The organism is uncultured Halopseudomonas sp. (assembly GCF_963977355.1).
Classification (GTDB): Bacteria; Pseudomonadota; Gammaproteobacteria; order Pseudomonadales; family Pseudomonadaceae; genus Halopseudomonas.
Map to the genome: position 1 here is coordinate 1 of NZ_CAXBOV010000026.1, position 22,193 is coordinate 22,193.

A 22,193-nucleotide genomic window follows, 5' to 3' on the forward strand; every position below is an offset into this window, starting at 1 on the left:
ATGATCAACAAGGTCTCCTACATGGTTCGGGTAGAGGGTTAAGACATGAAACTGAATGATCTGAGTTCCGCGCCGGGTGCACGCCGTGAAAAGCTGCGCGTCGGCCGCGGTATTGGTAGTGGTCTGGGCAAGACAGCCGGCCGTGGTCACAAAGGTCTGAGCTCGCGTTCCGGTGGCACCGTTGCCCCCGGTTTCGAGGGTGGTCAGCAGCCTTTGCACCGTCGTCTGCCAAAGTTCGGCTTCACCTCCAAGATTGCCATGGTCACTGCGGAGATCCGTACCAGCGAGCTGAACAAGCTGGACGCCGACGTAATTGACCTTCAGGCGCTCAAGGATGCCAATATCATTGGCAACAAGTTTGTACGTGCCAAGATCGTCCTCTCCGGTGACGTGACCAAAGCGGTCAACGTCAAAGGGCTGATGGCCACCAAAGGTGCGCGTGCAGCAATCGAAGCAGCTGGCGGCAAGTTCGAGGAATAAATGGCTAAGCAAGGCGCTCTCTCAGGAATCAAACAAGGCGGCCTGACCGAACTTTGGACGCGTCTGCGTTTTCTGTTCCTGGCGATCATTGTCTACCGCATCGGGGCGCATATCCCGGTACCGGGTATCGACCCTGATCGTCTGGCCGAGCTGTTCAGACAAAATGAGGGGACGGTTCTTAGCCTGTTCAACATGTTCTCGGGTGGTGCATTGGAGCGGATGAGTATCTTCGCCCTGGGCATCATGCCGTACATCTCTGCATCGATCATCATGCAGTTGATGACGGCTGTGAACCCCACCCTTGAGCAGTTGAAGAAAGAAGGTGAGTCGGGAAGGCGCAAGATTGCCCAGTACACGCGGTATCTGACGCTGATTTTGGCGTTAGTACAGGCGGTCGGTATGTCTGTTGGCCTGGCCAGTCAGGGTGTGGCATTCGATATTGGTTTTGGCTTCTATTTCATAGCGGTCACCACCTTTGTTGCCGGTGCGATGTTCATGATGTGGCTTGGCGAGCAGATCACTGAACGGGGTATCGGCAACGGTATTTCGATGCTGATCTTCGCGGGTATTGTTGCTGGTTTGCCAAGTGCAATCGGGCAGTCCTTCGAAGCTGCAAGGCAGGGCGACATCAACATCTTCGCCTTGATTGCTATCGCATTACTGGCAATCGGTCTGGTGGCATTCGTGGTCTTTGTTGAGCGTGGACAGCGGCGGATTACCGTCAATTACGCCAAGCGTCAGCAAGGTCGCAAGGTGTTTGCTGCGCAGACCAGTCACTTGCCGCTGAAAGTGAATATGGCAGGTGTGATCCCGGCGATTTTCGCCAGTAGTATCCTGTTGTTCCCGGCGTCATTGGGTACGTGGTTTGGTCAGGGTGAAGGCATGGGTTGGCTGCAAAGCATCTCCCAGTCGCTTGCTCCGGGCCAGCCGCTGAATATCATACTGTTTACAGCAGGGATCGTTTTCTTCTGCTTCTTCTATACAGCTTTGATGTTCAACCCCAAGGACGTGGCAGAGAACCTCAAGAAGTCAGGTGCCTTTATTCCTGGTATTCGACCCGGTGAGCAGTCGGCACGCTACATTGATGGCGTACTGACCCGGCTGACCATGTTTGGTGCCATGTATATGGCAGCAGTTTGTCTGTTGCCGCAGTTCCTGGTGGTATCGGCCAATGTGCCCTTCTATCTGGGTGGGACTTCGCTGTTGATCGTTGTTGTGGTTGTTATGGACTTCATGTCCCAAGTACAATCGCACCTCGTTTCTCAGCAGTACGAGTCTCTTATGAAGAAATCCAACCTGAAAGGCTATGGTGGCAGCGGTATGCTGCGCTGAGATGCCAGGTTCTAGGAGTCAGTTATGAAAGTTGGAGCATCGGTCAAGAAGCTTTGCCGTAACTGCAAGATCATTCGTCGCAATGGTAGCGTTCGTGTGATTTGTGCAGCTGAGCCCCGTCACAAGCAGCGCCAGGGTTAATTTTTCCCTATCTGTTTGTCGACTACGTCTCAGGATAACCGCCACTCGGCCAGATAACTGGTCGGGTGGTTGATTTTTATTTATGTTAGCGCTACCCTACTGCACCCTTTTTCACACAACCTTTGTTGTTTGGGTTGAGTCAGAGTAGCTGTCAGACGGAGTAAATTTGGATGGCCCGTATTGCAGGCGTCAACATCCCGGATAACAAACATACTGTTATCTCATTGACCTATATCTTTGGTATCGGTCAAACCAAGGCACAGAAAATCTGTGCGGCCACTGGCATTGCGCCCAGTGCAAAAATCAAGGATCTAAGCGAGGAGCAGGTTGATCTGCTGCGCACCGAGGTGGGCAAGAACAACACTGAAGGTGACCTGCGTCGTGCGATCAACATGAACGTCAAGCGTCTCATGGATCTCGGTTGTTATCGTGGTCTGCGTCACCGTAAGGGCCTTCCAGTCCGCGGTCAGCGTACCAAGACTAACGCCCGTACCCGTAAGGGTCCGCGCAAGCCGATCCGTAAGTAAACGCGAAGGAATATACAGATATGGCTAAGCCTGCTGCTCGTGTACGTAAGAAAGTCAAAAAGACGGTGGTCGATGGGATTGCCCACATCCACGCGTCTTTCAACAACACCATCATTACCATTACCGACCGTCAGGGCAACGCTCTGAGCTGGGCGACTTCTGGTGGTTCCGGTTTCCGTGGTTCGCGTAAAAGCACCCCCTTTGCTGCCCAGGTTGCAGCGGAGCGTGCTGGTCAGGCTGCTTTGGAATACGGTCTGAAAAACCTAGACGTTAACGTGAAGGGCCCAGGCCCGGGTCGTGAGTCGGCTGTTCGTGCTCTGAACTCTTGTGGCTACAAGATCAGCGGCATCACCGACGTCACCCCCATCCCACATAACGGCTGTCGCCCGCCTAAAAAGCGCCGCGTGTAACCAGGAGACGGAAATGGCTAGATATATTGGTCCCAAGTGTAAGCTGTCTCGTCGCGAAGGCACTGACCTGTTCTTGAAGAGCGGCGCCCGTGCTATCGAATCAAAGTGCAAACTGGATAGCCCTCCAGGTGTGCATGGTCAGCGTCGTGGTCGTCTCTCCGAGTACGGCACCCAGCTTCGCGAGAAACAGAAAGTTCGTCGTATCTACGGCATCCTCGAGCGTCAATTCAGCAACTATTACAAGGAAGCGGCCCGTCTTAAAGGCCCGACCGGTGATAACCTGCTGCAACTGCTTGAGCGTCGCCTGGATAACGTCGTATATCGTATGGGTTTCGGTTCAACTCGCGCTGAATCGCGTCAGCTGGTTTCCCACAAGGCAATCAGCGTCAATGGCAAAACCGTAAACATCGCTTCGTTCCTGGTTTCCCCAGGCGACGTAGTTGCTGTTCGCGAGAAGGCCAAGAACCAGTTGCGTATCGGCGGTTCTCTTGAGCTCGCAGCGCAACGCGGCCAATCCGAGTGGTTGGAAGTAGATGCAGCGAAGAAGGAAGGTGTCTTTAAAAGCCTGCCCTCACGGAGTGATCTGTACGCCGACATCAACGAGAACTTGATCGTCGAGCTTTACTCCAAGTAAGCGTCAGACAGCAAAAGGTGCCCCCATGCAGAGTTCGGTTACCGAGTTTCTAACACCACGTCATATTGACGTACAGGAAACCTCGCCCACGCGCGCCAAGATTACTCTTGAGCCGCTTGAGCGTGGTTTCGGCCATACCCTGGGCAATGCGCTTCGTCGTATTCTGCTCTCCTCCATGCCCGGTTGTGCTGTGGTAGAGGCGGAAATCGACGGCGTTTTGCATGAGTACAGCGCCATCGAAGGCGTTCAGGAAGATGTCATCGAGATTCTGCTGAACCTGAAAGGTTTGGCGGTCAAGATGCACGGCCGTGATCATGTGACCCTGACCCTGTCCAAGAAAGGACCGGGCCAGGTGACTGCAGCTGACATTCAGCTGGATCACGATGTCGAAATCATCAATCCTGACCACCTGATTGCTACCTTGTCCGACAATGGTTCGCTGAATCTTAAACTGACCGTGGCCCGTGGCCGTGGTTACGAGCCAGCTGACGCACGTCAGACTGACGATGATGAAAGCCGCTCAATCGGCCGGCTGCAGCTTGATGCGACTTATACACCGGTTCGCCGCGTGGCATACGTTGTAGAGAGCGCCCGTGTCGAGCAGCGCACCAACCTGGACAAGCTGGTTATTGACCTGGAAACCAACGGTACGCTGGATGCTGAAGAAGCTATCCGCCGTGCTGCGACCATCCTGCAACAGCAGCTGGCCGCCTTCGTTGATCTGAAAGGTGAGAACGAGCCCGTTGTTGAGCAGCAGGAAGACGAGATTGATCCGATTCTGCTGCGTCCGGTTGATGACCTTGAGCTGACTGTACGTTCAGCCAACTGTCTGAAAGCCGAAAACATCTACTATATTGGCGATCTGATCCAGCGTACCGAAGTAGAACTGCTGAAGACCCCTAACCTGGGTAAGAAGTCTTTGACCGAGATCAAGGACGTTCTGGCTTCACGTGGTCTGTCATTGGGTATGCGTCTGGACAACTGGCCGCCTGCAAGCTTGAAGAAGGACGACAAGGTTTCGGCCTGATCGTCCTGACACCGAGGAATTGAGAGATGCGTCATCGTAAAAGTGGTCGTCACCTGAGTCGGACCAGCTCGCACCGTAATGCCATGTTCCAGAACATGGCGGTGTCGCTGTTCGAAAACGAACTGATCAAAACCACTCTGCCCAAGGCCAAAGAATTGCGCCGTGTTGCCGAGCCCTTGATCACCTTGGCGAAGGAAGATACCGTCGCCAATCGCCGTCTGGCATTTGACCGCACCCGCAGCAAAGAAGCTGTTGGCAAGCTGTTCAATGAACTGGGCAAGCGTTATGCCGAACGTCCCGGCGGTTATGTGCGTATTCTCAAGTGCGGTTTCCGCGCTGGTGATTCTGCGCCCATGGCTTATGTCGAGCTCGTCGATCGCCCTGACCTGGCTGCTGCCAGCGAAGAGTGATAGCTATGCGCTAGAAAAAACCGGACCTTGTGTCCGGTTTTTTTGTGTCTGTGATTCGAGCTGTTAAAGTTTTGATGCTGTAGTGGATGACGGCATTTCTGTGTGTGGGCTGAGCACGAGGGCGCTGCGCATGACACGCTACAAGCCATCCCTGGGGCTCGTCGTCACACTGACAGAAAATTGCTCCTGCATTTTCTGCTCTTCCGCCATCCATGGCGGTCGCCTGTGCTCCGACGGTCATGGAAAGGGCTGGCCGCCCCTGCGCAGTCCAGTTCTGCGCAAGCCGCAACTTGAGCGGTTCTCCTAGGTTCAGCTATCCCGCTTCAGGAGTGGCCCGAGGAAGCTACCGGTATGCGAGTGCGCCATTGCAGCGACTTCTTCCGGTGTACCTGTGGCAATGATCTTACCTCCACGTGAGCCGCCTTCCGGCCCCAGGTCGACAATCCAGTCCGCCGTCTTGATCACATCGAGGTTGTGCTCAATAACCACCAGCGTATTGCCGTGATCGCGCAGGCGGTGCAGTACATCCAGCAATTGCTGAATGTCGGCGAAGTGCAGACCGGTAGTGGGCTCGTCCAGGATATACAACGTCTTGCCGGTATCGCGCTTGGACAGCTCGCGGGCGAGTTTGACCCGCTGGGCTTCACCGCCTGAAAGTGTGGTGGCCGATTGACCAAGACGGATGTAGGACAGACCCACATCGATTAGCGTTTGCAGCTTGCGTGCAAGGGCAGGTACGGCTTCGAAGAACTCCCGAGCTTCCTCGATGGTGAACTCCAGTACTTCATGGATGTTCTTGCCCTTGTACTTGATCTCCAGCGTCTCGCGGTTGTAACGCTTGCTCTTGCACACGTCGCAGGGCACATAGATATCCGGCAGAAAGTGCATCTCTACCTTGATAAGACCATCACCCTGACAAGCCTCGCAACGCCCACCCTTTACGTTGAATGAGAATCGGCCGGCCTTGTAACCACGAGAGCGGGCTTCCTGCGTGCCAGCGAAGAGTTCGCGAATCGGTGTGAAAAGACCGGTGTAGGTAGCTGGGTTGGAGCGCGGCGTCCGACCGATCGGGCTCTGATCAATATCTACTACCTTATCCAGGTGGTGCATGCCATGAAAGCTGTCGTAGGGAGCCGCTTCCAGGGTTGTTGCGCCATTGAGCTCTGTAGCAGTGATCGGATGCAGGGTATTGTTGATCAAGGTCGACTTGCCTGAGCCGGATACGCCAGTAACGCAGGTCATAAGTCCGGTCGGGATCTCGAGGGTGACGTTCTGCAGGTTATTGCCTTTGGCGCCCTTGAGTTGCAACCATCCATCTTTCTTTGGCTTATGTCGTTTGGTCGGTACCGGTATCTTCACCTTGCCAGACAGATATTGTCCGGTCAGGGAATTAGGGTTATCCATGACCTCCTGAGGCGTGCCCTGGGCTACGATCTGGCCACCGTGCACGCCGGCGCCCGGACCTATATCGACTACGTAATCTGACTGACGGATGGCGTCTTCGTCATGCTCGACAACGATTACGGTATTGCCGATATCACGCAGATGCACCAGGGTAGAAAGAAGACGTTCGTTGTCACGTTGGTGCAGCCCGATGGATGGTTCGTCAAGGATATACATCACACCTACCAGGCCCGCGCCGATTTGACTAGCCAACCGAATTCGCTGGGCCTCGCCACCGGAGAGAGTGTCGGCACTGCGATCCAGTGACAGATAATCCAGCCCAACGTTGACCAGGAACATGAGGCGCGCGCGAATTTCCTTGAGGATCTTCTCGGCAATTTCGCCACGGCTACCGTCCAGCGAAAGCTGACCGAAGTATTCAGCTGCTTCACCAACCGGTAGCGTTGTTACGCCTGGCAGGTTGCGGCCATCAATGAATACATGGCGGGCCTCACGGCGCAGGCGCGCACCATGGCAAGCAGGGCAGGGCTGGGTGCTGAGGTATTTGGCCAGTTCTTCGCGAACGCTCTGCGACTCGGTCTCACGATAACGGCGCTCAAGGTTCGGCACGATACCTTCGAAGGGGTGTTCGCGTTTTACGATGTCACCACGGTCGTTCAGGTAGCGGAACGAAACCTTTTCGGTACCCGTGCCATGCAGTACCAGCTTCTGGTGTTTTTCTGCCAGATCGGCGAAGGGTTCGTCGAGAGAGATACCATAATGATCTGCCAGCGAGCTCAGCATCTGGAAGTAGTAGACGTTTCGCCTGTCCCAGCCGCGGATCGCACCTTCAGCCAATGTCAGCTCGCTGTTGACCAGACGTTTGGCATCAAAGAACTGTTTAACACCCAGGCCGTCGCAGGTGGGGCAGGCGCCGGCGGGGTTGTTGAAGGAAAACAGGCGCGGTTCCAGCTCGCTGATGGAATGACCGCACTTGGGGCAGGCAAAGCGAGCGCTAAAGGTGATTTCCTGTCCTTCTTCACTGTCCATCGGCGCGATGATGGCAATTCCATCAGCCAGGTTCAGGCAGGTCTCGAAGGATTCGGCCAGACGCAGCTGCAGATCGCCACGCACCTTGAAGCGATCAACGACCACCTCGATGGTGTGTTTGCGGTTTTTTTCCAGTGCTGGAGCTTCGTCGAGATCGTGTACCCGTCCATTGATACGGGCGCGGACAAATCCCTGGGCACGGAGCTCGTCGAGGAGAGCCAGGTGTTCGCCCTTGCGTTCACGCATGACCGGTGCAAGCAGCATCAATTTGTTGCCTTCGGGCATGGCCAGAACCTGGTCGACCATCTGGCTGACAGTCTGTGCCGCCAGTGGCAGATCATGGTCCGGGCAGCGAGGCTCACCGACACGGGCAAACAGCAGACGCAGGTAATCGTATATCTCGGTAATGGTGCCCACGGTTGAACGGGGGTTGTGGGAGGTCGATTTCTGCTCGATTGAAATTGCCGGCGAAAGCCCCTCGATGTGATCGACATCGGGTTTTTCCATCATCGAAAGAAACTGACGGGCATAAGCCGACAAGGATTCGACGTAACGCCTCTGGCCTTCGGCATACAATGTGTCGAAAGCGAGTGAAGATTTGCCCGAGCCCGACAGCCCGGTGATGACGATCAACTTGTCACGCGGCAGATCAAGGTCAATGTTCTTCAGGTTGTGGGTGCGTGCCCCACGAATCAGGATGGTATCCACAGTACATTTCCCCAGCGACCAGCAAAGCCGAACAGTATACGTGCTCAGGGCTCTGAGCGGCAAAAACCGGGACCCAAGATAGCCTATGGGATTGAATGGTTTTGCAACTTCACATGTCTATTTCCGTAGGTGACCGTCACACTGCCGCCAAGGGGTAAGCATGGTAGAATCCGCCCCTTTCGTTTTAACCGCTTCATATAACAGGAATATCAATGCACCACCCCGATCGCATGTCATCCAGCGAGCAACGGGCCGCGACTTCGCTGGCAGCCGTTTTTGCGTTTCGGATGCTCGGACTGTTCATGGTCTTGCCTGTATTGGCTACCTACGGTGGTAGCCTCCCGGGGGCAACGCCTTTGCTGATTGGTATCGCGATCGGCGCCTATGGCCTGACCCAAGCGTTTCTGCAAATTCCATTCGGGATGCTATCTGATCGCATTGGTCGCAAGCCGGTGATTGTCGGGGGCTTGATTCTGTTTGCCCTTGGCGGACTGGTCGCCGCCCAGGCGGACACTATGCAGGGGGTGATTATCGGCCGCATCGTGCAGGGTGCGGGTGCCATTGCTGCTGCCGTCATGGCTATGGTGGCGGACCTGACCCGAGAGCAGCATCGCACCAAGGCAATGGCAATGATCGGTATGAGCATCGGCGTATCCTTTGCTCTGGCCATGGTGGCAGGCCCGGTTATAGCCGCGCGGGCCGGGCTGGAAGGCGTCTTTTATACGACGGTGGTCCTGGCCGCAATTGGTATCGTGTTGGTGATCTGGGTGGTGCCGCCGGTCGCCCGCGCCGAGAAGCATAGGGATGCGGGTGTGATTGCCGACAGTTTCTGGCCCAGCCTGCGGAATCCGGAACTGCTGCGGCTGAACTACGGTATCGCCATGTTGCACGCGATTCTGATGGCGAGTTTTGTGGCAATCCCTCTGGCGTTGCAAGAGCGCGCTGGACTCCCCCGGGACGATCATTGGTGGGTATATTTTTGTGCGCTGCTGATATCCTTTTTCGCGATGGTGCCTTTCATCATTTTTGCCGAGCGCAAGCGACAGGTCAAAGCGGTAGTGCTCGGTGCTATTACCTTGCTTGTGCTGGTTCAGCCAATGCTCTGGCTTAGTGCCGATTCATTACCCTGGCTGGTATCTGGCATAGTTCTATTCTTTATCGGCTTCAATCTTCTGGAAGCCACATTGCCTTCGCTGCTCAGCAAGATAGCGCCGGCGGGCGGCAAGGGAACTGCGATGGGGATCTATTCCACCAGCCAGTTCCTCGGCGCGGCGCTCGGCGGCGTGCTGGGCGGCGCCGTGTTTGGCGCCTACGGACTAGGCGGAGTATTTGCTTGCTGCGCAGCCCTCGGACTGTCCTGGTTGCTGATTGGTGTTAAGATGCGTCAACCAGCTTACGTGTCCAGTTTTCGTCTGCCGTTGCCCCAAGAGCTTGTACGGGATGAGGCGTTGCTCCGGCGCATTCTTGCCATACCGGGTGTTACGGAGGCGGTCATCGTGGCTGAAGAAGCAGCCGCTTATATCAAAGTCGATACGCAGGTGCTGGATCGTCAAGAGCTCGAAAATGCGGTAGCCACCGCTTGCAGCCCGGACCTGGTATTGCCAGCCAGCATCACGCCGCACACAGGAGATTGAAAGATGGCCAGAGGCGTCAACAAGGTAATTCTGATTGGTAACGTCGGGGGAGATCCCGAAGTGCGTTATCTGCCCAACGGCAACGCGGTTGCCAATATCACTCTCGCGACCAGTGACAGTTGGAAGGATAAGCAGACCGGCCAGCAGCAGGAACGTACCGAATGGCACCGCATAGTGTTTTTCGGCCGCATTGCCGAGGTAGTGGGTGAATACGTGCGCAAGGGCTCGAAGATGTATATCGAGGGCCGGCTGCAGACCCGGGAGTGGGAAAAGGATGGCGTAAAACGCTACACCACCGAAATCGTCGTCGATATCGGCGGCCAGATGCAGTTGCTTGATGGCAAGCCCCAGGGTGGCGAGCAAGGGATGGCACCCCGGCCGCAGCAACAGCGTCCAGCCCAGCAGTCAAACCAGCGCCCAGCTCAACAGGCGCCCCAGCAATCTGCTCCGCAGCAGCCTGCGCCGGATTACGACAGCTTTGATGACGACATTCCGTTCTAGAGGTTATCTCTGGCATGTGATGAGATGATTTCTGAAAAGCCCCGCTTGCGGGGCTTTTTGCGTTTCCAGGCCACGTTGGATATTGCTCTTTGGCAGGTGCACTGTGCTAACGTACCTCGTTTGCAGACTGCCACTGGCGCGAAGCGCTTTTGGAGCCTATACCTATCGCCTTTGGCTGCGGCTCGCAAACCGGACAAAATGTTCCCATTTTGCTGAACGCGGCTAGAAGGCACTATTTGAAGATTGAAGATGTCCGAAATCTATTTTGTTCGCCATGGCCAGGCTTCCTTCGGCTCCAGTAACTACGACCAGCTCTCGGATAAAGGGCATCAACAGGCCAGATTGCTGGGGGAGTATTTCCAGCAACGGGGCATGCGCTTTGATCATGTGTTAATTGGCGACATGGTCCGGCACCGGGAAACCGCTCAGGGTATTGCGCAGCCGCTGGGACTTGATGAGTCTTGCTTTGAGGTCTTCAGGGAGCTCAATGAATTTGACTTTCATGCGATCCTCGCGGCTTACATTGCGCAGTTTCCCGATCAGGCCTTGCCTGAAAAGCCCGCGGTAGCTGACTTCTTCAAGCGTCTGAGGCAAGGCATCTTGCTTTGGTCGCGTTCCGAGCTTGAGGGTGAGCTGCCAGAAAGCTGGGCAGACTTTGCAGAGCGGGTTCAGCGGGTCAAGATGGATATCATGGCTCGATGTGTTGGCAAGCAAGTACTTGCCGTCAGCTCGGGTGGTGCCATTGCGATGCTGGTTAGTCAGTTGTTGAGAGCGCCGAGCGAGACGATGATCGAGCTCAATTTGCAGACTCGTAACACTGCGCTGATTCACTGCGTTTTCAATCAGCGCAATATGCGCCTGAGCAGTTTCAACGGCGTCCCTCATCTGGATGATCCAGCGCATCAGCCGCTGATCACCTACGCCTGAAACGTCCTGCTCGTTTGGGTACGCTTTAGTGCCCTGGGGCGTCAGAGACCAATATGAAACAGGGTAAAAGCATGCGGATGCGCATATTGCTGCTGGAAGGAGACTCGTCGCTGGGCCGGGCGCTGGTGCATCTGGCCGGGCAAGAGGGCATTGATGTCCAGGCGGTGGACCGGCCCCGGTCGGGCTGGCAGGCCAAGCAACTGGCGGACTGGCTGAATCAATATCAGGCGGATGCGGTTATCAATCTGGCGTACTTTCATGAGCAATTTCAGCTAGGTATTGTTGATCCGCAGCAATTGACTGCCCTGGATGAATTCACTCGCGTCCTGGTGGAGTTGTGCGCCAAAGATAAGCGGTTGCTGGTTCAGCCCTCGAGCGCCCGTGTATTTGATGGGCTCAAGCCCGCCCCCTATACAGAGAAAGACGAGCGCTTGCCCGGAGACGGTCTGGGTCTGGTGCAGAGCGAACTGGAAAAGCTGATTGCTACGCAGTGCCCCCGCTACGCGGTGTTGCGCTTCAGCTGGTTGCTTGATGGTTCCGCTGAGGGTCAGCTCGCGAAGCTGCTTGAGCAATTGCATGGGCCTCAGCCGGTTCTGCTGGCTGAGGAGTGGCGCGGTAATCCCACGCCCGTGGAGGATGCTGCCCGTGTCTTGCTGGCGGTGCTCAAGCAGCTCGACTGCGAGGCGCCACTGTACGGTGTCTACCATTATGGTAGTACCGAGCCATCCAGCTGGATCAGCTTTGCCAAAAGTCTTGCCCAGGAGCTGATGGCCAGCAACAAACTGGACCATGATCCGGTTATCCGGTCCATTCCCTTCGACAAACAGACGGAAGTGGGCTGGGAGCCACAGAATGCAGTCCTGACCAGCCGTCGGATCCTGATGACATTTGGCGTCAAGCCACGGCCCTGGCGCGCCCAGTTAGGACTGCTACTGGAAAACATCGAGCCCCTGAAATAAAAAACGGCCGCATTGCGGCCGTTTTTTAGTTCGCTCTGTCAGATCAGAACTTGTAGCCAATGCTCGCCATGTAGACCATCGGATCAATTTCCACATCTACCTTGCTTGGCGTGCCTGCGGTACGGAAGCTGGCGGTGGTATCAATATCCGCGTACCAGACGGCCGCATTCAGATAAATCTGTTCGGTCAATTTGTAATCCATGCCCGCTTCCAGCGCGTAACCCCAGGAGTTGTCCAGATCCAGGCTGGAGAAGCCCGCACCCTCGGCACCGCTGGACAGGTCTTCACTGAAGAACATGGTGTAGTTCAAGCCTGCGCCAACGTAGGGCTGCCACGCGGAATTCTTGGCCATCGGGAAGTATTGCAGCGTCACAGTCGGTGGCAGATGCTTGATGCTGGCAAAACGGCCGACGCCCTTGAGTTCGATATCGTGGCTGAACGGCGTAGCCGCGAGCAGGCCCACACCAATATTGTCGGTCAGCATGTAGGTGCCGGTGATGCCGAGCTGGGTGTTGCTGTCAACGCCCACTTCCAGGCCAGTGTTGGCCCCACCGACATATACGTCTCCGCTGCTTTCCTGCGGATCAACAACAGCAGCGCCAACGCGTACGATGATGTCGCCGGCCTCGTGAGCCTGGGCAACGGAAGCAGCCAGCAGAGCGGGGACGAGCAGAAGGCCGGCGGCCAGTTGAATAGTGAAGCGTGACATGATGAATCTCCCTTGCGTGTGGTATGGCGAGACTGTATTCGTTGTCAGACAGGCGGATATTGATCTGGAGCAAAATTCATACGGTCTGCCTCTTATTCGTTCAAGGTTGTGGGGCGGGCCTTGAACAATCGGTCCTTTCAAATGATAATGCTTCTCTTTTAACGGTCCTGTGAAGGGCAAAACACTTCCGGAGAGTCTGGATGAGAGCGGTTTTATGGGTACTTCTGGTCCTGCCACTGTTAGCAATGGGGCAAGGCACGACGGATCAGGCTTTAGAGCAGAGCCAGGCCTTGGTGCGAGAGGCGCGGGATTCGCAGCAACGCATTGATGAGCTTGATGACGCTACTCGGCAGGCGCTGGAGCGCTATCTACAGGCCATTGAACAGCGCGAGCAACTGATTGACTACAACGCTCGCCTGGCCGATATGGTTGGCGCCCAGAGCGATGAACTAAAGGCGCTTGAGGCCCAATTGGCCAGTATCGAGGATACGCAGCGTGAGCTCTTGCCGCTGATGCAGCGCATGTATGAGTCTCTGCAGCGTTTCGTTGCCCTGGATTTACCGTTTTTACCCGAGGAGCGCGCAGATCGTCTGGCGCTTCTGGACGAGCTGCTCAAAAGCGCCGATGTCAGTGTGGCTGAAAAGTACCGCCGGTTGATTGAGGCGTATCAGATTGAAAGTGATTATGGGCGCACCCTGGAGACCTGGAGAGGCACTCTTGGGGAGGCCGAGCAGGTCAGGGTTGTCAACTTCCTGCGCCTGGGACGGGTCATGCTTTTTTATCAAAGTCTCGACGGCCGCGAGCAGGGCTATTGGGATTCCGAGGCGAGTGCCTGGAAGCCGCTGCCGGAAGGGTACCGTCGAACGCTCGAGCAGGGTTTGAGTATCGCCCGTCAACAACAAACCCCGGTCATGTTGCGCCTGCCCCTGCCACCGGTCACTGAGCAGGAGGGCGACCTATGAAACGCTATCTGATGCTGATAACCCTGCTGCTGCCTCCCGCGGTACTTGCCCAGCCGGCAGATCTGGATGCGCTGTTGCGCGATATACAGCAAGTACGCAGCAACGAGCAGGCCGCCATGCGTGAGCGTGAAAGGCGTTTCATTGCCGAGCGTGACCAGCAGCAGGACCGCTTGCGCGAGGCGGAGCAGGCCCTGGCAGAGATCAAGGCAGAGTCAGATCGACTGGAAGCCGAATTTGGCCGTCAGGAAGCTGCCCTTGAAGAAGGCGCAGCCACGTTGACGCAACGTAGCGGCAATCTAGGCGAGTTGTTTGGTGTGGTTCGCCAGGCTGCGGGTGACACACGCAGCCAGTGGCAGGATTCTCTGCTCAATATGCAGTTTCCGCAACGTACCGCCATGCTTGAGCAGTTGGCCGAGAGTCGCCGTATTCCCACCGTGGAAAAACTCGAGGCTTTCTGGTTCATGTTGCAGGAGGATATGACGGCCAGCGGCAAGGTGAGTCGTTTTATTGCTCCGGTGGTCGGTGAGGATGGTCAGCAGCGTGAACTGCCGGTAGTAAGGGTAGGTCCGTTTACCGCCTTGCAGGGTAAGAATTACCTGCTGTATCAGCCCGATGCCGAACGGCTGCTGGTTGCCGGACGTCAGCCCGAAGGTCGCAGGCTGGTAGCCGATTTTACTCAGCCGAGACAGGATCTGGCTGATCTGAATATCGACCCTACCCGGGGTAATGTGCTGCTGCAGCTCCAGCAGACACCATCGCTGCTCGAGCGTGTTCATCAAGGCGGAGTGGTTGGCTATGTCATTCTCGCGCTCGGTTTGCTGGGTCTTCTACTTGCCCTGTGGCGTCTCGCCTGGCTGCAGCGCACTGGCTTTCGGGTCGACCGTCAGATCAGCGACCTCGACAACCTGAAGCAAGACAATCCGCTTGGCAGGGTGCTCGGTGTCATCGGCAGTCATCCGCGTCTCGAGCTGCTGGATACCCTGGAGTTGAAACTCGACGAGGCGATTCTGAAGGAAACACCAGCGCTGGAACGTTGGCAAGGCTTGATCAAACTGCTCGCCGCCGTAGCGCCGCTGCTGGGTCTGCTGGGCACTGTTACCGGCATGATCGCGACCTTCCAGGCGATTACCCTGTTTGGTACCGGGGATCCCAAGTTGATGGCAGGCGGTATTTCCCAGGCGCTGGTCACGACCGTGCTCGGCCTGGTGGTAGCCATCCCGTTGTTGTTCATGCACGGCCTGGTAGCCGCACGCAGCAAGGCCCTGATCCAGTTGTTGGAGCAGCAAAGTGCTGGCCTGATCGCGCTGCATCTGGGCGGCGAGGAGAAAGAGAATGCCTGAAGGGCTCTGGCAGCTCCGGGATTTTCTGGATAGTGGAGGCTGGGTGCTCTGGAGCATTCTGGGCGTCACTATCGTGCTCTGGACGTTGATGCTTGAGCGGTTGTGGTTCCTTGGCCGGGTATTCCCCGGGGAGGCCAGACATCTGCAGCAGGACTGGTTGGCTCGGGCGGATCGCAGCAGTGCAGCGGCGCGACATATTAGGGCGGCCTGGTTGTCCCGAGCGCAGATTCGGCTGCAACGGTATATACCCATGGTGCGGGTGTTGATTGCGCTGTGTCCGCTACTGGGCTTGCTGGGCACTGTCAGCGGCATGGTTCAGGTGTTCGATGTAATGGCATTGAGTGGTAACGGGAACCCGCGCGCAATGGCCGCCGGAGTCTCCCGGGCAACGGTGCCAACCATGGCCGGGATGGTGATCGCCATCAGCGGATTATTTTGTCTGGCGAGGCTTGATCAACAGGCGCGCCGGGCGTTGCAGCGACTCAACGATCGCCTGCGATTTGAATAGGAACGATTAGATGCGCATGCGCAGACACTACGCAGGTAGCGATGAAGAAGCCGGTATCGATATGACGCCGATGCTCGATATCGTTTTTATCATGCTGATTTTCTTTATTGTGACCAGCTCCTTTATCAAGGAGTCGGGTATTACCGTGCAGAGCCCTTCGGCCGCCTCAGCCTCGGAACAGCCCAAGGGCAATATCCTGATCGCGGTGAGCCCAGAGGGAGAAATCTGGATCGATCGGCAGCAGGTCGATGTGCGAGCGGTTCGCGCAGCGGTTGAGCGCATGCTGGTAGACCAGCCCGACAGTACCGTTGTGGTTCAGGCTGACCGCGATTCGCGCAGCGGACTGGTGATTCAGGTGATGGATCAGGTCCGTCTGGCTGGCGTGCAGGATGTGGCGCTCGCGGCTACTGCTGCGGCGTCCGGAGCGCGCTGATGCGTCTTTTGTTGAGTTTTGGCGGAGCTCTGCTCGTAGCTCTTGGGCTGTTTGCGCTTATGGTCATACTGGTCATGCCTCCACGGGACGACACCATGGCCGAGGAGGAGCTGGCGCGGGTGAGTTTTGTGCGTGCGGTCAGTGATACGGCCAGCGAAAGCCAGCAAAGACAGCAGCGTCAGGCCCCGGAGCGTCCTCAACCACCAGAGCCAATGCCGCAGGCCAGTCCGGCTGCATCGCAACCCCAGTCTGCGCCCGAGGTGAGACTGGAGATCAGCATTCCCACTCTGCCGACATCGATTCAGCTCAGCAGCGCACCTACGCTGGCGGGGCTCACCGCCGCTGAAGCTCCGCTCGTACAGAATCCTGCATCCGCCTCAGTGCCCGCTGCCTCCGCTGCCTCCGCGCCTTCTTCGCCTTCATTATCAGAAGAGGTTACCCCGCTGGTCGATATCCCGCCCAATTATCCACGGCGTGCGGTTGCTGCCGGGATCGAGGGGCAGGTGACACTGGCGTTCACCATCACCGCAGACGGTCGTGTGGAAAATCTGCGCGTAGTTGATGCCAGTCCTGCGGGAGTGTTCGAGCGTGAGGCCCGTCGAGCGGTCAGCCGGTGGCGCTTCAAGCCGCGGCGGGAGAACGGTCGACCGGTCGCTCAAGAGGTGACCAAGACCCTGCAGTTTCAGCTGGAGGAGAGGCGGTGATGCGCAGACTGCTGTGCCTTCTTGTTGTGCTTGTCAGTTGCCAGACTCAGGCGCAGCAGACCGTTGAGCCCGTTGTTTTCCAGGCTTTGAATAGTGCGCTGGAGGCCCAGCAAGGTGGCGACCTGGCCACGGCTCTTGGGCGCCTTGAAAACGCTTTGTCACAAACTGAAAGCCGCACGCTGGAGCGCGCACTCGTTCAGCAACGACTGGGGTACCTGGCTATCGAGCGTGAGCGTAATGCCGAGGCGATTGAATGGTTGCGCAAGGCGCTAGCTCAAGACCAGCTTGAAGCGCAAGCGGCCAGCCAGGATAGACGCAATCTGGCACAGCTGCTGGCGCAGGAGGGTCAGGACGCAGAGGCGGTCAGCCTGCTGGAGTTGGAGTTGAGCTCCGGCACCTTGTCGCTGGAAACCCGAAGGCTACTGGTGCAGTTGTACAGTCGGCTGGGACGCTATAGCAAAGCCATCCCATTGGCCGAGCAGGTGGTTAGCGCTGATCCCGAGGTCGACTCCGTCTGGTATCAGTTATTGGGCAGCATGAATTATCGGCTTGGGCGCTATCAGGCCGCGGAAAAATGGTTCCGGGTTTTACTGCGCCGGGAGCCGGGCAATGCGGAAATCTGGCGGCAGTTGGCGGGCATACAGAGCCTTGATCTCCGGCAGATCGATGCAGCGGCCACACTGCGTTTAGCCTATGAGGGCGGGATTGGTTTGAGCGATACTGATCTTGAAAACCTGGTGGCCTTGCAAGTGGCAGCCGGCGCGCCCTGGCAAGCAGCAAGGTTGCTGGAAGCACTGACTCAGCAAGCACTGTTGCCGGCTAGCCGCAGCCGTAGTGAACGAATTGCTCAGCTCTGGCAGCAGGCCCGGGATCATGATCGTGCGCAAGAGGCCTGGGAAGCCCTGGCCCGCCGCACCGGCCGATCCGATCATTGGATGAGTGTTGCGTCGATTCAGCTTGAGCGCGGGCAATGGGCGGATCTTTTGGACAGTCTTGCCCAAGCCCAGACGAACGCTTCGGCCACTCAGCGGCAAATAATCGAACAATGGGCGGGCTACGCTCGTCGAGCGCTGAGCTCCGGTTGACTGAAGCGCTCGGCTGCCCGACTTGCAATCAGTAGCTATAGGGTTCCACGCTGGCTTCGGAGATGCGGTAACCCGCATTGGCCAACTCACTCTCCACATGCTCCACCTGCATAGCCCCGCTGACCCAGAATGGCTGGTAAAGCGCGGCAAGCTCTATGCCTTTCTTGCTACGCACATGAACGATCTGATTAGAAGGTGGCGGCGGCACATGGATGCAGGCGCCGAAGTAGGGGACCAGCAGAAACTCACTGACTGATCCGTCGGGGTCGATACCCAGGGGCACGATGTAACCGGGCAGTTTCACGGACCGACCATCCAGTGCGGCGACCACCGGGGCGGCAGGTTGCATTTGTACTGCTGGGTCACCGAATTCCTCGTCACTCAGGGTGTCGGCAAGTGCCGAGAGGTCGTGGGTTGGCTGCGGCATGCCGGCCAGATCGAGTGCTTCTGGGGGTACCAGATCACCCCAGCTCAATTCTTCTATGGCAAATGCCTGCATTGCCCCGAGGGATAACGCGCAGGCAGTGATGATAGCGGCAAGACGACGCATGCTTTACCCCGTGAGATGTGTACCGTTTTCAGGTGCGGATAGATAGGCCGTCAGCCAACGATTGCCGGTAGGCACGCCAGGCCGGAACGCTGCCCATCAGGATACTGGCTGCCAGAATAGCGCCGAGCAACGTCCATTCATAGGTGCCTGGGGGTGTGATGGCGATGTACAGCCCGTAGCGTGACAGGATCAAAGGCTGAGCCAGCCAAAGGCACAGATACATCAGGCCGAGCCCGATCATGATCCCGGCGAAAGCGAGGCTGGCAGCTTCAAGCAACAAAAGGCTGAATACATGCCGCGGGCGTGCGCCAACTGAACGCAGGATAGCCATCTCTCGCCTGCGCTCGTTCAGGCTGCTGAGAATGGCTGTCAGCATACCGACCAGGCCGGTGAGTACGACGAACAGCGAAACGATAAAGAGCGCCTTTTCGGCGATGCCGAGGAGGCTCCACAGTTCCTGCAGGGCGACTCCGGGCAGAATAGCCTGCAGCGGTTCATCGCCGAACTGATTGATCTCCCGCTGTACGGCAAAAGTGCTGATGCGACTGGTCAGACCCAGTAGTACAGCCGTGATTGCCTTGGGGGTCAGATCCATTTCCCGGGCCTGTTCCGCGCTTACGCTTGCAGCGCCGCGTGCGGGCATGCCCTGTTGCCAGTCCACATGCAGCGCTTCCATACCCTGCAAACTGATATGTATGGTGCGATCCACCGGGGTACCGGTCTTGCGCAGTATGCCGCTGACCCGAAATGGCTTGTCGCCGTGATCGACAAAACTCACCGCGCCCGTGCCATGTGCCAGCACCATCTCGCTGTTCAACGCATAGCCCAGTTCGCGGGCTACATCAGCTCCGAGGACGGCATCGTACAAATCCACGAAGGGGGCGCCACGGACCATCTCAAGCGCCTGGTCGCGACCGTGCCGATAATGCTCAAAGTAGCCGGCGTTAGTACCCATGACCCGGAAACCGCGATGTGAATCACCCAGCGAAATCGGAATTGCCCAGGCGACTTTGGGTAAACCGGCAACGTGCTGATAGCTGTCCCAGCGAATATTATTGGTCGCGTTGCCGATACGAAAAACCGAATACAGCAGCAATTGCACCGAGCCGGAGCGGGCTCCGACAACCAGATCCGTGCCGGCAATGGTGCTGGTGAAACTCGCCCGGGCCTCGGTCCGGACCTTTTCCACGGCCAGTAGCAAGGTGACACTGAGGGCGATCGCCAGCACCGTCAGGATGGCGGAAAAACGGCGATTGGCCAGACTCTTGATTGCCAGACGCAGCAGATACATCAGAGCACCTCTGCGGTTGTGGCCGCGCGGTTTATGTCCTTCAGCGACAGTGCGCGATCGAACAGCGGCTCAAGCGAAGAGTCATGGCTGACGAAGAGCAAGCTGCTGCCGCCGCGCTCGCATTCGGCGAACAGCAACTGCAGAAAGGCTTCCCGACTGTCCGCATCGAGGGCGGAGGTAGGTTCGTCGGCAATCACCAGTTCAGGGTTGCCAATCAGGGCCCGGGCCGCCGCTACCCGTTGCTGCTGGCCAATCGACAGCTCGGTGACTGTCCTGCGCAGCAGCTGCGGATCAGACAGTCCCAGGCCGGCAAGCAGATCCAAAGCTGCCTGCTCCAGGCTTTCGCTGCGTGCGAGTGCCCGTGCGCGGCGCACAGCTGAAAAGCGACAGGGCAGGGTAACGTTTTCAACCAACGAGAGGTAAGGCAGCAGATTGAACATCTGGAATATGTAGCCAGTGTGGTCTGCGCGAAACCGGTCCCGTCCGGCCGCCGAGAGTTCAGGCAGGCTCTTTCCCAGGAGTTTGATGCTACCGCTATCAGGCAGCAGCACTCCGCCAAGCAAGCCCAGCAGGGTGGTTTTGCCACTACCCGATGGTCCCTTGAGGAACACACACTCACCGCGATGCAAAGCGAAGCTATGTATGTCCAGTAAGCGCGATTGGCCGGGCCAGGCGAAGGTCACTGCGTCTAGCTGGATCAGGGATGGCTGCATTGAATTGTCTGAGGGCATGGGGAAATAGGGAGCTGAAGCTGCGCACGTGTCGAGTATATCCGATACGTGCGCAGCTGTGACTTCAAAGGCGTATGACGCTCTGCGCCGGGGTCAGCTCTCCGCCCTGCTGGCCCTTGGGCGTAATGGCCTGCAACAGGAGTTTTTCGGTGTTGGGAAACGCGTCGAACAATTTCACGTCAATTTCCTGGAGCGCCTCAGGATTGGCGCAGGCGAAATGAAACTGAGCGGTGATATCCGCATGTGCAACTTCGCTGACGCCGTGATCATCGTGGTGTTCACCTCCATGGTCTTGATGGTGCTCGTCGTGCTCTGTCCCAGGCTCAGTTCCGGTCCCGGAAAACAGAGGGCTTTCGGCTTCGGACTCTTCCAATGTGCAAGCTGCTGCCTTGGTAAATACGAACAGGTTCTGGGCCTGTTCCAGACGAAGGCGCGCCTGCTTTGCAGTGGCAAGGTCTGTTTCACTGGTGGGAAGATGCTCAAAGCCGACGATGTTGGCAGCGGGGCTCTGGAGCTCGATTATGACGTGCTGGCCATCCAGCACCAGATTAAGACTTGCCACGCCGTGCTCATGTGCAGAGAGACTGGCGGCGCTCTCTTCGCTGTGGGAGTGATCATGGTCGTGATCATGGTCGTGATCATGGTCGTGGTCATTGGCCTGAATGGCGAAGGCCAGCGTACTGAGTAGTCCACCGAGAAGCAGGATAGGGTAGCGCATGTGCAGCCTCCAATATGTTATAGGATGTTATCCTATAACATATGTGTGAGGCTTACCAGTCCCTCGGAAGCCTGTGCTGGAGAGCCTCAATAAAGAACCTGATAGAGCTTGCGCCTGTATTGGATGGTCAGCGGGTGTTCGCTACCCAGTGCATTGAATACCTCCAGCAGTGTTCGGTGAGGGCTTCCGTCGGCGTGGCCGCGATCACGCTCGAACAGTGCCAGCAGGGCCGCAAGAGCCTCCCCGTAACGTTGCTGCGATAGGTCCACCAGCGCCAGTTGATAAGTGGCTTCACTGTCATTGGCGTTCTGTTCGAGCCGCTGCTCAAGCTCGGTACGCTGCGGCAGCCCCACCGCCTGACGCAAAAAAGTCAGCTGGGCCCTTGCGCCAGACAGTGCCGCCTTGTGTGCGGCCTTGTTTTTTACCGCATCCAGCACCTGTTCAGCCGCGTCTAACTGACCATCCATCGCCAGTGCTCGGCCAAGCAGAAGCAGAAGAGGGTCCTCGGCTTGCTCGCTGATGGCTGGCTGAAGTAGCGCGATTGCCTGTGTCGCATTGCCTTCCTCCAGGAGGGTGGCAACTACTGTGGCCAGATCCGCTTCAGGTTCCGGAGCGGCCTCGGGCACGGTGCCCAGATGTGGCTCGAGAATCGCCCGGATGGCACTTTCGGGCTGGATGCCGGCGAAGCCGTCGATGGGCTGGCCATCCTTGAACAGCACAACGGTCGGCAGGCTCTGGATGCCAAAGCGCTTGCTCAGTTCGGCCTGTTGATCACAGTCGACCTTGGCCAGCAACAATTCGCCCGCATAGCTCTCGGTGATGCTGGCCAGCATTGGCATAAGCGCCTTGCAGGGGGCACACCACTCGGCCCAGAAATCCACCAGGACCGGTTTGTGAAATGAGTTCTCCAGGACATAACGGTCGAAGGTCTCGGTAGTGACATCAAAAATATAGGCTGACTGGCTCATGGAACGTCCATCGAATTGAGAATCAGGCGATAGTGGGGCGCGCTGCCGCTGAAATCAAGGGTGCCCTGGGC

At 57.2% G+C, this 22,193-nt stretch carries 25 protein-coding genes; 18 read left to right on the forward strand and 7 right to left on the reverse strand.

The annotated features are described in order from the left end of the window. The first annotated feature begins 45 nt into the window (after positions 1 to 45). From rplO to rplQ, 8 genes are all read left to right on the forward strand, one after another. Positions 46 to 480, forward strand: a complete 435-nt coding sequence (gene rplO / locus AAC076_RS13850; RefSeq protein WP_339846701.1) for a 50S ribosomal protein L15 — start codon at positions 46 to 48, stop codon at positions 478 to 480. Then, positions 481 to 1,812 carry a preprotein translocase subunit SecY gene (secY, locus tag AAC076_RS13855; RefSeq protein WP_339846704.1) on the forward strand — a complete coding sequence of 444 codons (1,332 nt, stop codon included), beginning with the start codon at positions 481 to 483 and terminating at the stop codon, positions 1,810 to 1,812. 24 nt (positions 1,813 to 1,836) lie between these two features. Beyond that, positions 1,837 to 1,953, forward strand: a complete 117-nt coding sequence (gene rpmJ, locus AAC076_RS13860) for a 50S ribosomal protein L36 (RefSeq protein WP_150279295.1) — start codon at positions 1,837 to 1,839, stop codon at positions 1,951 to 1,953. A 170-nt stretch (positions 1,954 to 2,123) separates the two neighbouring features. After that, positions 2,124 to 2,480 (forward strand): 30S ribosomal protein S13, encoded by a 357-nt coding sequence (gene rpsM, locus AAC076_RS13865; protein ID WP_150279296.1) that lies wholly within the window; start codon positions 2,124 to 2,126, stop codon positions 2,478 to 2,480. 20 nt (positions 2,481 to 2,500) lie between these two features. Then, a complete protein-coding gene (gene rpsK / locus AAC076_RS13870) occupies positions 2,501 to 2,890 on the forward strand; it encodes a 30S ribosomal protein S11 (protein WP_022962893.1) in 390 nt (129 codons plus the stop codon). Positions 2,891 to 2,903: 13 nt separating this feature from the next. Next, positions 2,904 to 3,524 carry a 30S ribosomal protein S4 gene (rpsD, locus tag AAC076_RS13875; protein ID WP_339846707.1) on the forward strand — a complete coding sequence of 207 codons (621 nt, stop codon included), beginning with the start codon at positions 2,904 to 2,906 and terminating at the stop codon, positions 3,522 to 3,524. Positions 3,525 to 3,549: 25 nt separating this feature from the next. Next, entirely contained in the window at positions 3,550 to 4,551 is a 1,002-nt protein-coding gene (rpoA, locus tag AAC076_RS13880) for a DNA-directed RNA polymerase subunit alpha (protein ID WP_150279298.1), read from the forward strand. Positions 4,552 to 4,577: 26 nt separating this feature from the next. Then, entirely contained in the window at positions 4,578 to 4,961 is a 384-nt protein-coding gene (gene rplQ, locus AAC076_RS13885) for a 50S ribosomal protein L17 (RefSeq protein WP_339846711.1), read from the forward strand. A 309-nt stretch (positions 4,962 to 5,270) separates the two neighbouring features. Here rplQ and uvrA read toward each other — a convergent pair whose 3' ends face one another. Then, a complete protein-coding gene (gene uvrA, locus AAC076_RS13890) occupies positions 5,271 to 8,102 on the reverse strand; it encodes an excinuclease ABC subunit UvrA (protein WP_339846714.1) in 2,832 nt (943 codons plus the stop codon). Between the two features lie 212 nt (positions 8,103 to 8,314). On the opposite strand from uvrA, the gene AAC076_RS13895 reads away from it, so the two are divergent. From AAC076_RS13895 to AAC076_RS13910, 4 genes are all read left to right on the forward strand, one after another. After that, positions 8,315 to 9,736 carry an MFS transporter gene (locus AAC076_RS13895; RefSeq protein WP_339846717.1) on the forward strand — a complete coding sequence of 474 codons (1,422 nt, stop codon included), beginning with the start codon at positions 8,315 to 8,317 and terminating at the stop codon, positions 9,734 to 9,736. Between the two features lie 3 nt (positions 9,737 to 9,739). Then, positions 9,740 to 10,237, forward strand: a complete 498-nt coding sequence (gene ssb, locus AAC076_RS13900) for a single-stranded DNA-binding protein (protein WP_339846719.1) — start codon at positions 9,740 to 9,742, stop codon at positions 10,235 to 10,237. A 249-nt stretch (positions 10,238 to 10,486) separates the two neighbouring features. After that, positions 10,487 to 11,164, forward strand: coding sequence for a histidine phosphatase family protein (locus tag AAC076_RS13905; protein WP_339846721.1), 678 nt, complete (start codon positions 10,487 to 10,489; stop codon positions 11,162 to 11,164). 53 nt (positions 11,165 to 11,217) lie between these two features. Next, positions 11,218 to 12,123, forward strand: coding sequence for a sugar nucleotide-binding protein (locus tag AAC076_RS13910; RefSeq protein ID WP_339846723.1), 906 nt, complete (start codon positions 11,218 to 11,220; stop codon positions 12,121 to 12,123). 43 nt (positions 12,124 to 12,166) lie between these two features. Here the strand turns inward: AAC076_RS13910 and AAC076_RS13915 are convergent, their stop codons facing one another. Beyond that, positions 12,167 to 12,832 carry an OmpW family outer membrane protein gene (locus AAC076_RS13915; protein ID WP_339846725.1) on the reverse strand — a complete coding sequence of 222 codons (666 nt, stop codon included), beginning with the start codon at positions 12,830 to 12,832 and terminating at the stop codon, positions 12,167 to 12,169. 200 nt (positions 12,833 to 13,032) lie between these two features. Here AAC076_RS13915 and AAC076_RS13920 point away from each other — a divergent pair, with 200 nt between their 5' ends. From AAC076_RS13920 to AAC076_RS13945, 6 genes are read left to right on the forward strand one after another with little or no spacing between them, the layout of a single operon-like run. Then, entirely contained in the window at positions 13,033 to 13,794 is a 762-nt protein-coding gene (locus AAC076_RS13920) for a DUF3450 domain-containing protein (protein WP_339846727.1), read from the forward strand. Then, positions 13,791 to 15,134, forward strand: a complete 1,344-nt coding sequence (locus tag AAC076_RS13925) for a MotA/TolQ/ExbB proton channel family protein (protein WP_339846729.1) — start codon at positions 13,791 to 13,793, stop codon at positions 15,132 to 15,134. Before AAC076_RS13920 ends, AAC076_RS13925 begins: the two co-directional genes overlap by 4 nt. Next, a complete protein-coding gene (locus tag AAC076_RS13930) occupies positions 15,127 to 15,642 on the forward strand; it encodes a MotA/TolQ/ExbB proton channel family protein (protein ID WP_339846731.1) in 516 nt (171 codons plus the stop codon). The genes AAC076_RS13925 and AAC076_RS13930 overlap by 8 nt, the downstream gene beginning before the upstream one ends. Positions 15,643 to 15,652: 10 nt before the next feature. Further along, positions 15,653 to 16,075 (forward strand): biopolymer transporter ExbD, encoded by a 423-nt coding sequence (locus tag AAC076_RS13935; RefSeq protein ID WP_339846733.1) that lies wholly within the window; start codon positions 15,653 to 15,655, stop codon positions 16,073 to 16,075. Next, a complete protein-coding gene (locus tag AAC076_RS13940) occupies positions 16,075 to 16,779 on the forward strand; it encodes an energy transducer TonB (protein ID WP_339846735.1) in 705 nt (234 codons plus the stop codon). The genes AAC076_RS13935 and AAC076_RS13940 overlap by 1 nt, the downstream gene beginning before the upstream one ends. After that, positions 16,779 to 17,864, forward strand: a complete 1,086-nt coding sequence (locus AAC076_RS13945; protein WP_339846738.1) for a tetratricopeptide repeat protein — start codon at positions 16,779 to 16,781, stop codon at positions 17,862 to 17,864. The genes AAC076_RS13940 and AAC076_RS13945 overlap by 1 nt, the downstream gene beginning before the upstream one ends. 28 nt (positions 17,865 to 17,892) lie before the next feature. On the opposite strand, the gene AAC076_RS13950 is transcribed toward AAC076_RS13945, so the two are convergent. The 5 genes from AAC076_RS13950 to trxA all read right to left on the reverse strand — a co-directional run bounded on the left by AAC076_RS13950 (position 17,893) and on the right by trxA (position 22,122). Next, positions 17,893 to 18,414: a DUF3299 domain-containing protein gene (locus tag AAC076_RS13950; protein ID WP_339846741.1), complete on the reverse strand. Its 522-nt coding sequence runs from the start codon at positions 18,412 to 18,414 to the stop codon at positions 17,893 to 17,895. A gap of 28 nt (positions 18,415 to 18,442) precedes the next feature. Continuing rightward, positions 18,443 to 19,705, reverse strand: a complete 1,263-nt coding sequence (locus AAC076_RS13955) for an ABC transporter permease (RefSeq protein ID WP_339846744.1) — start codon at positions 19,703 to 19,705, stop codon at positions 18,443 to 18,445. Further along, on the reverse strand, positions 19,705 to 20,418 hold the full coding sequence (locus AAC076_RS13960; protein WP_339846746.1) for an ATP-binding cassette domain-containing protein: 714 nt from the start codon (positions 20,416 to 20,418) through the stop codon (positions 19,705 to 19,707). Before AAC076_RS13960 ends, AAC076_RS13955 begins: the two co-directional genes overlap by 1 nt. Positions 20,419 to 20,500: 82 nt before the next feature. Continuing rightward, positions 20,501 to 21,154, reverse strand: a complete 654-nt coding sequence (locus AAC076_RS13965; RefSeq protein WP_339846749.1) for a DUF2796 domain-containing protein — start codon at positions 21,152 to 21,154, stop codon at positions 20,501 to 20,503. Between the two features lie 86 nt (positions 21,155 to 21,240). Next, positions 21,241 to 22,122 carry a thioredoxin gene (trxA, locus tag AAC076_RS13970; RefSeq protein WP_339846752.1) on the reverse strand — a complete coding sequence of 294 codons (882 nt, stop codon included), beginning with the start codon at positions 22,120 to 22,122 and terminating at the stop codon, positions 21,241 to 21,243. Positions 22,123 to 22,193: the final 71 nt, after the last annotated feature.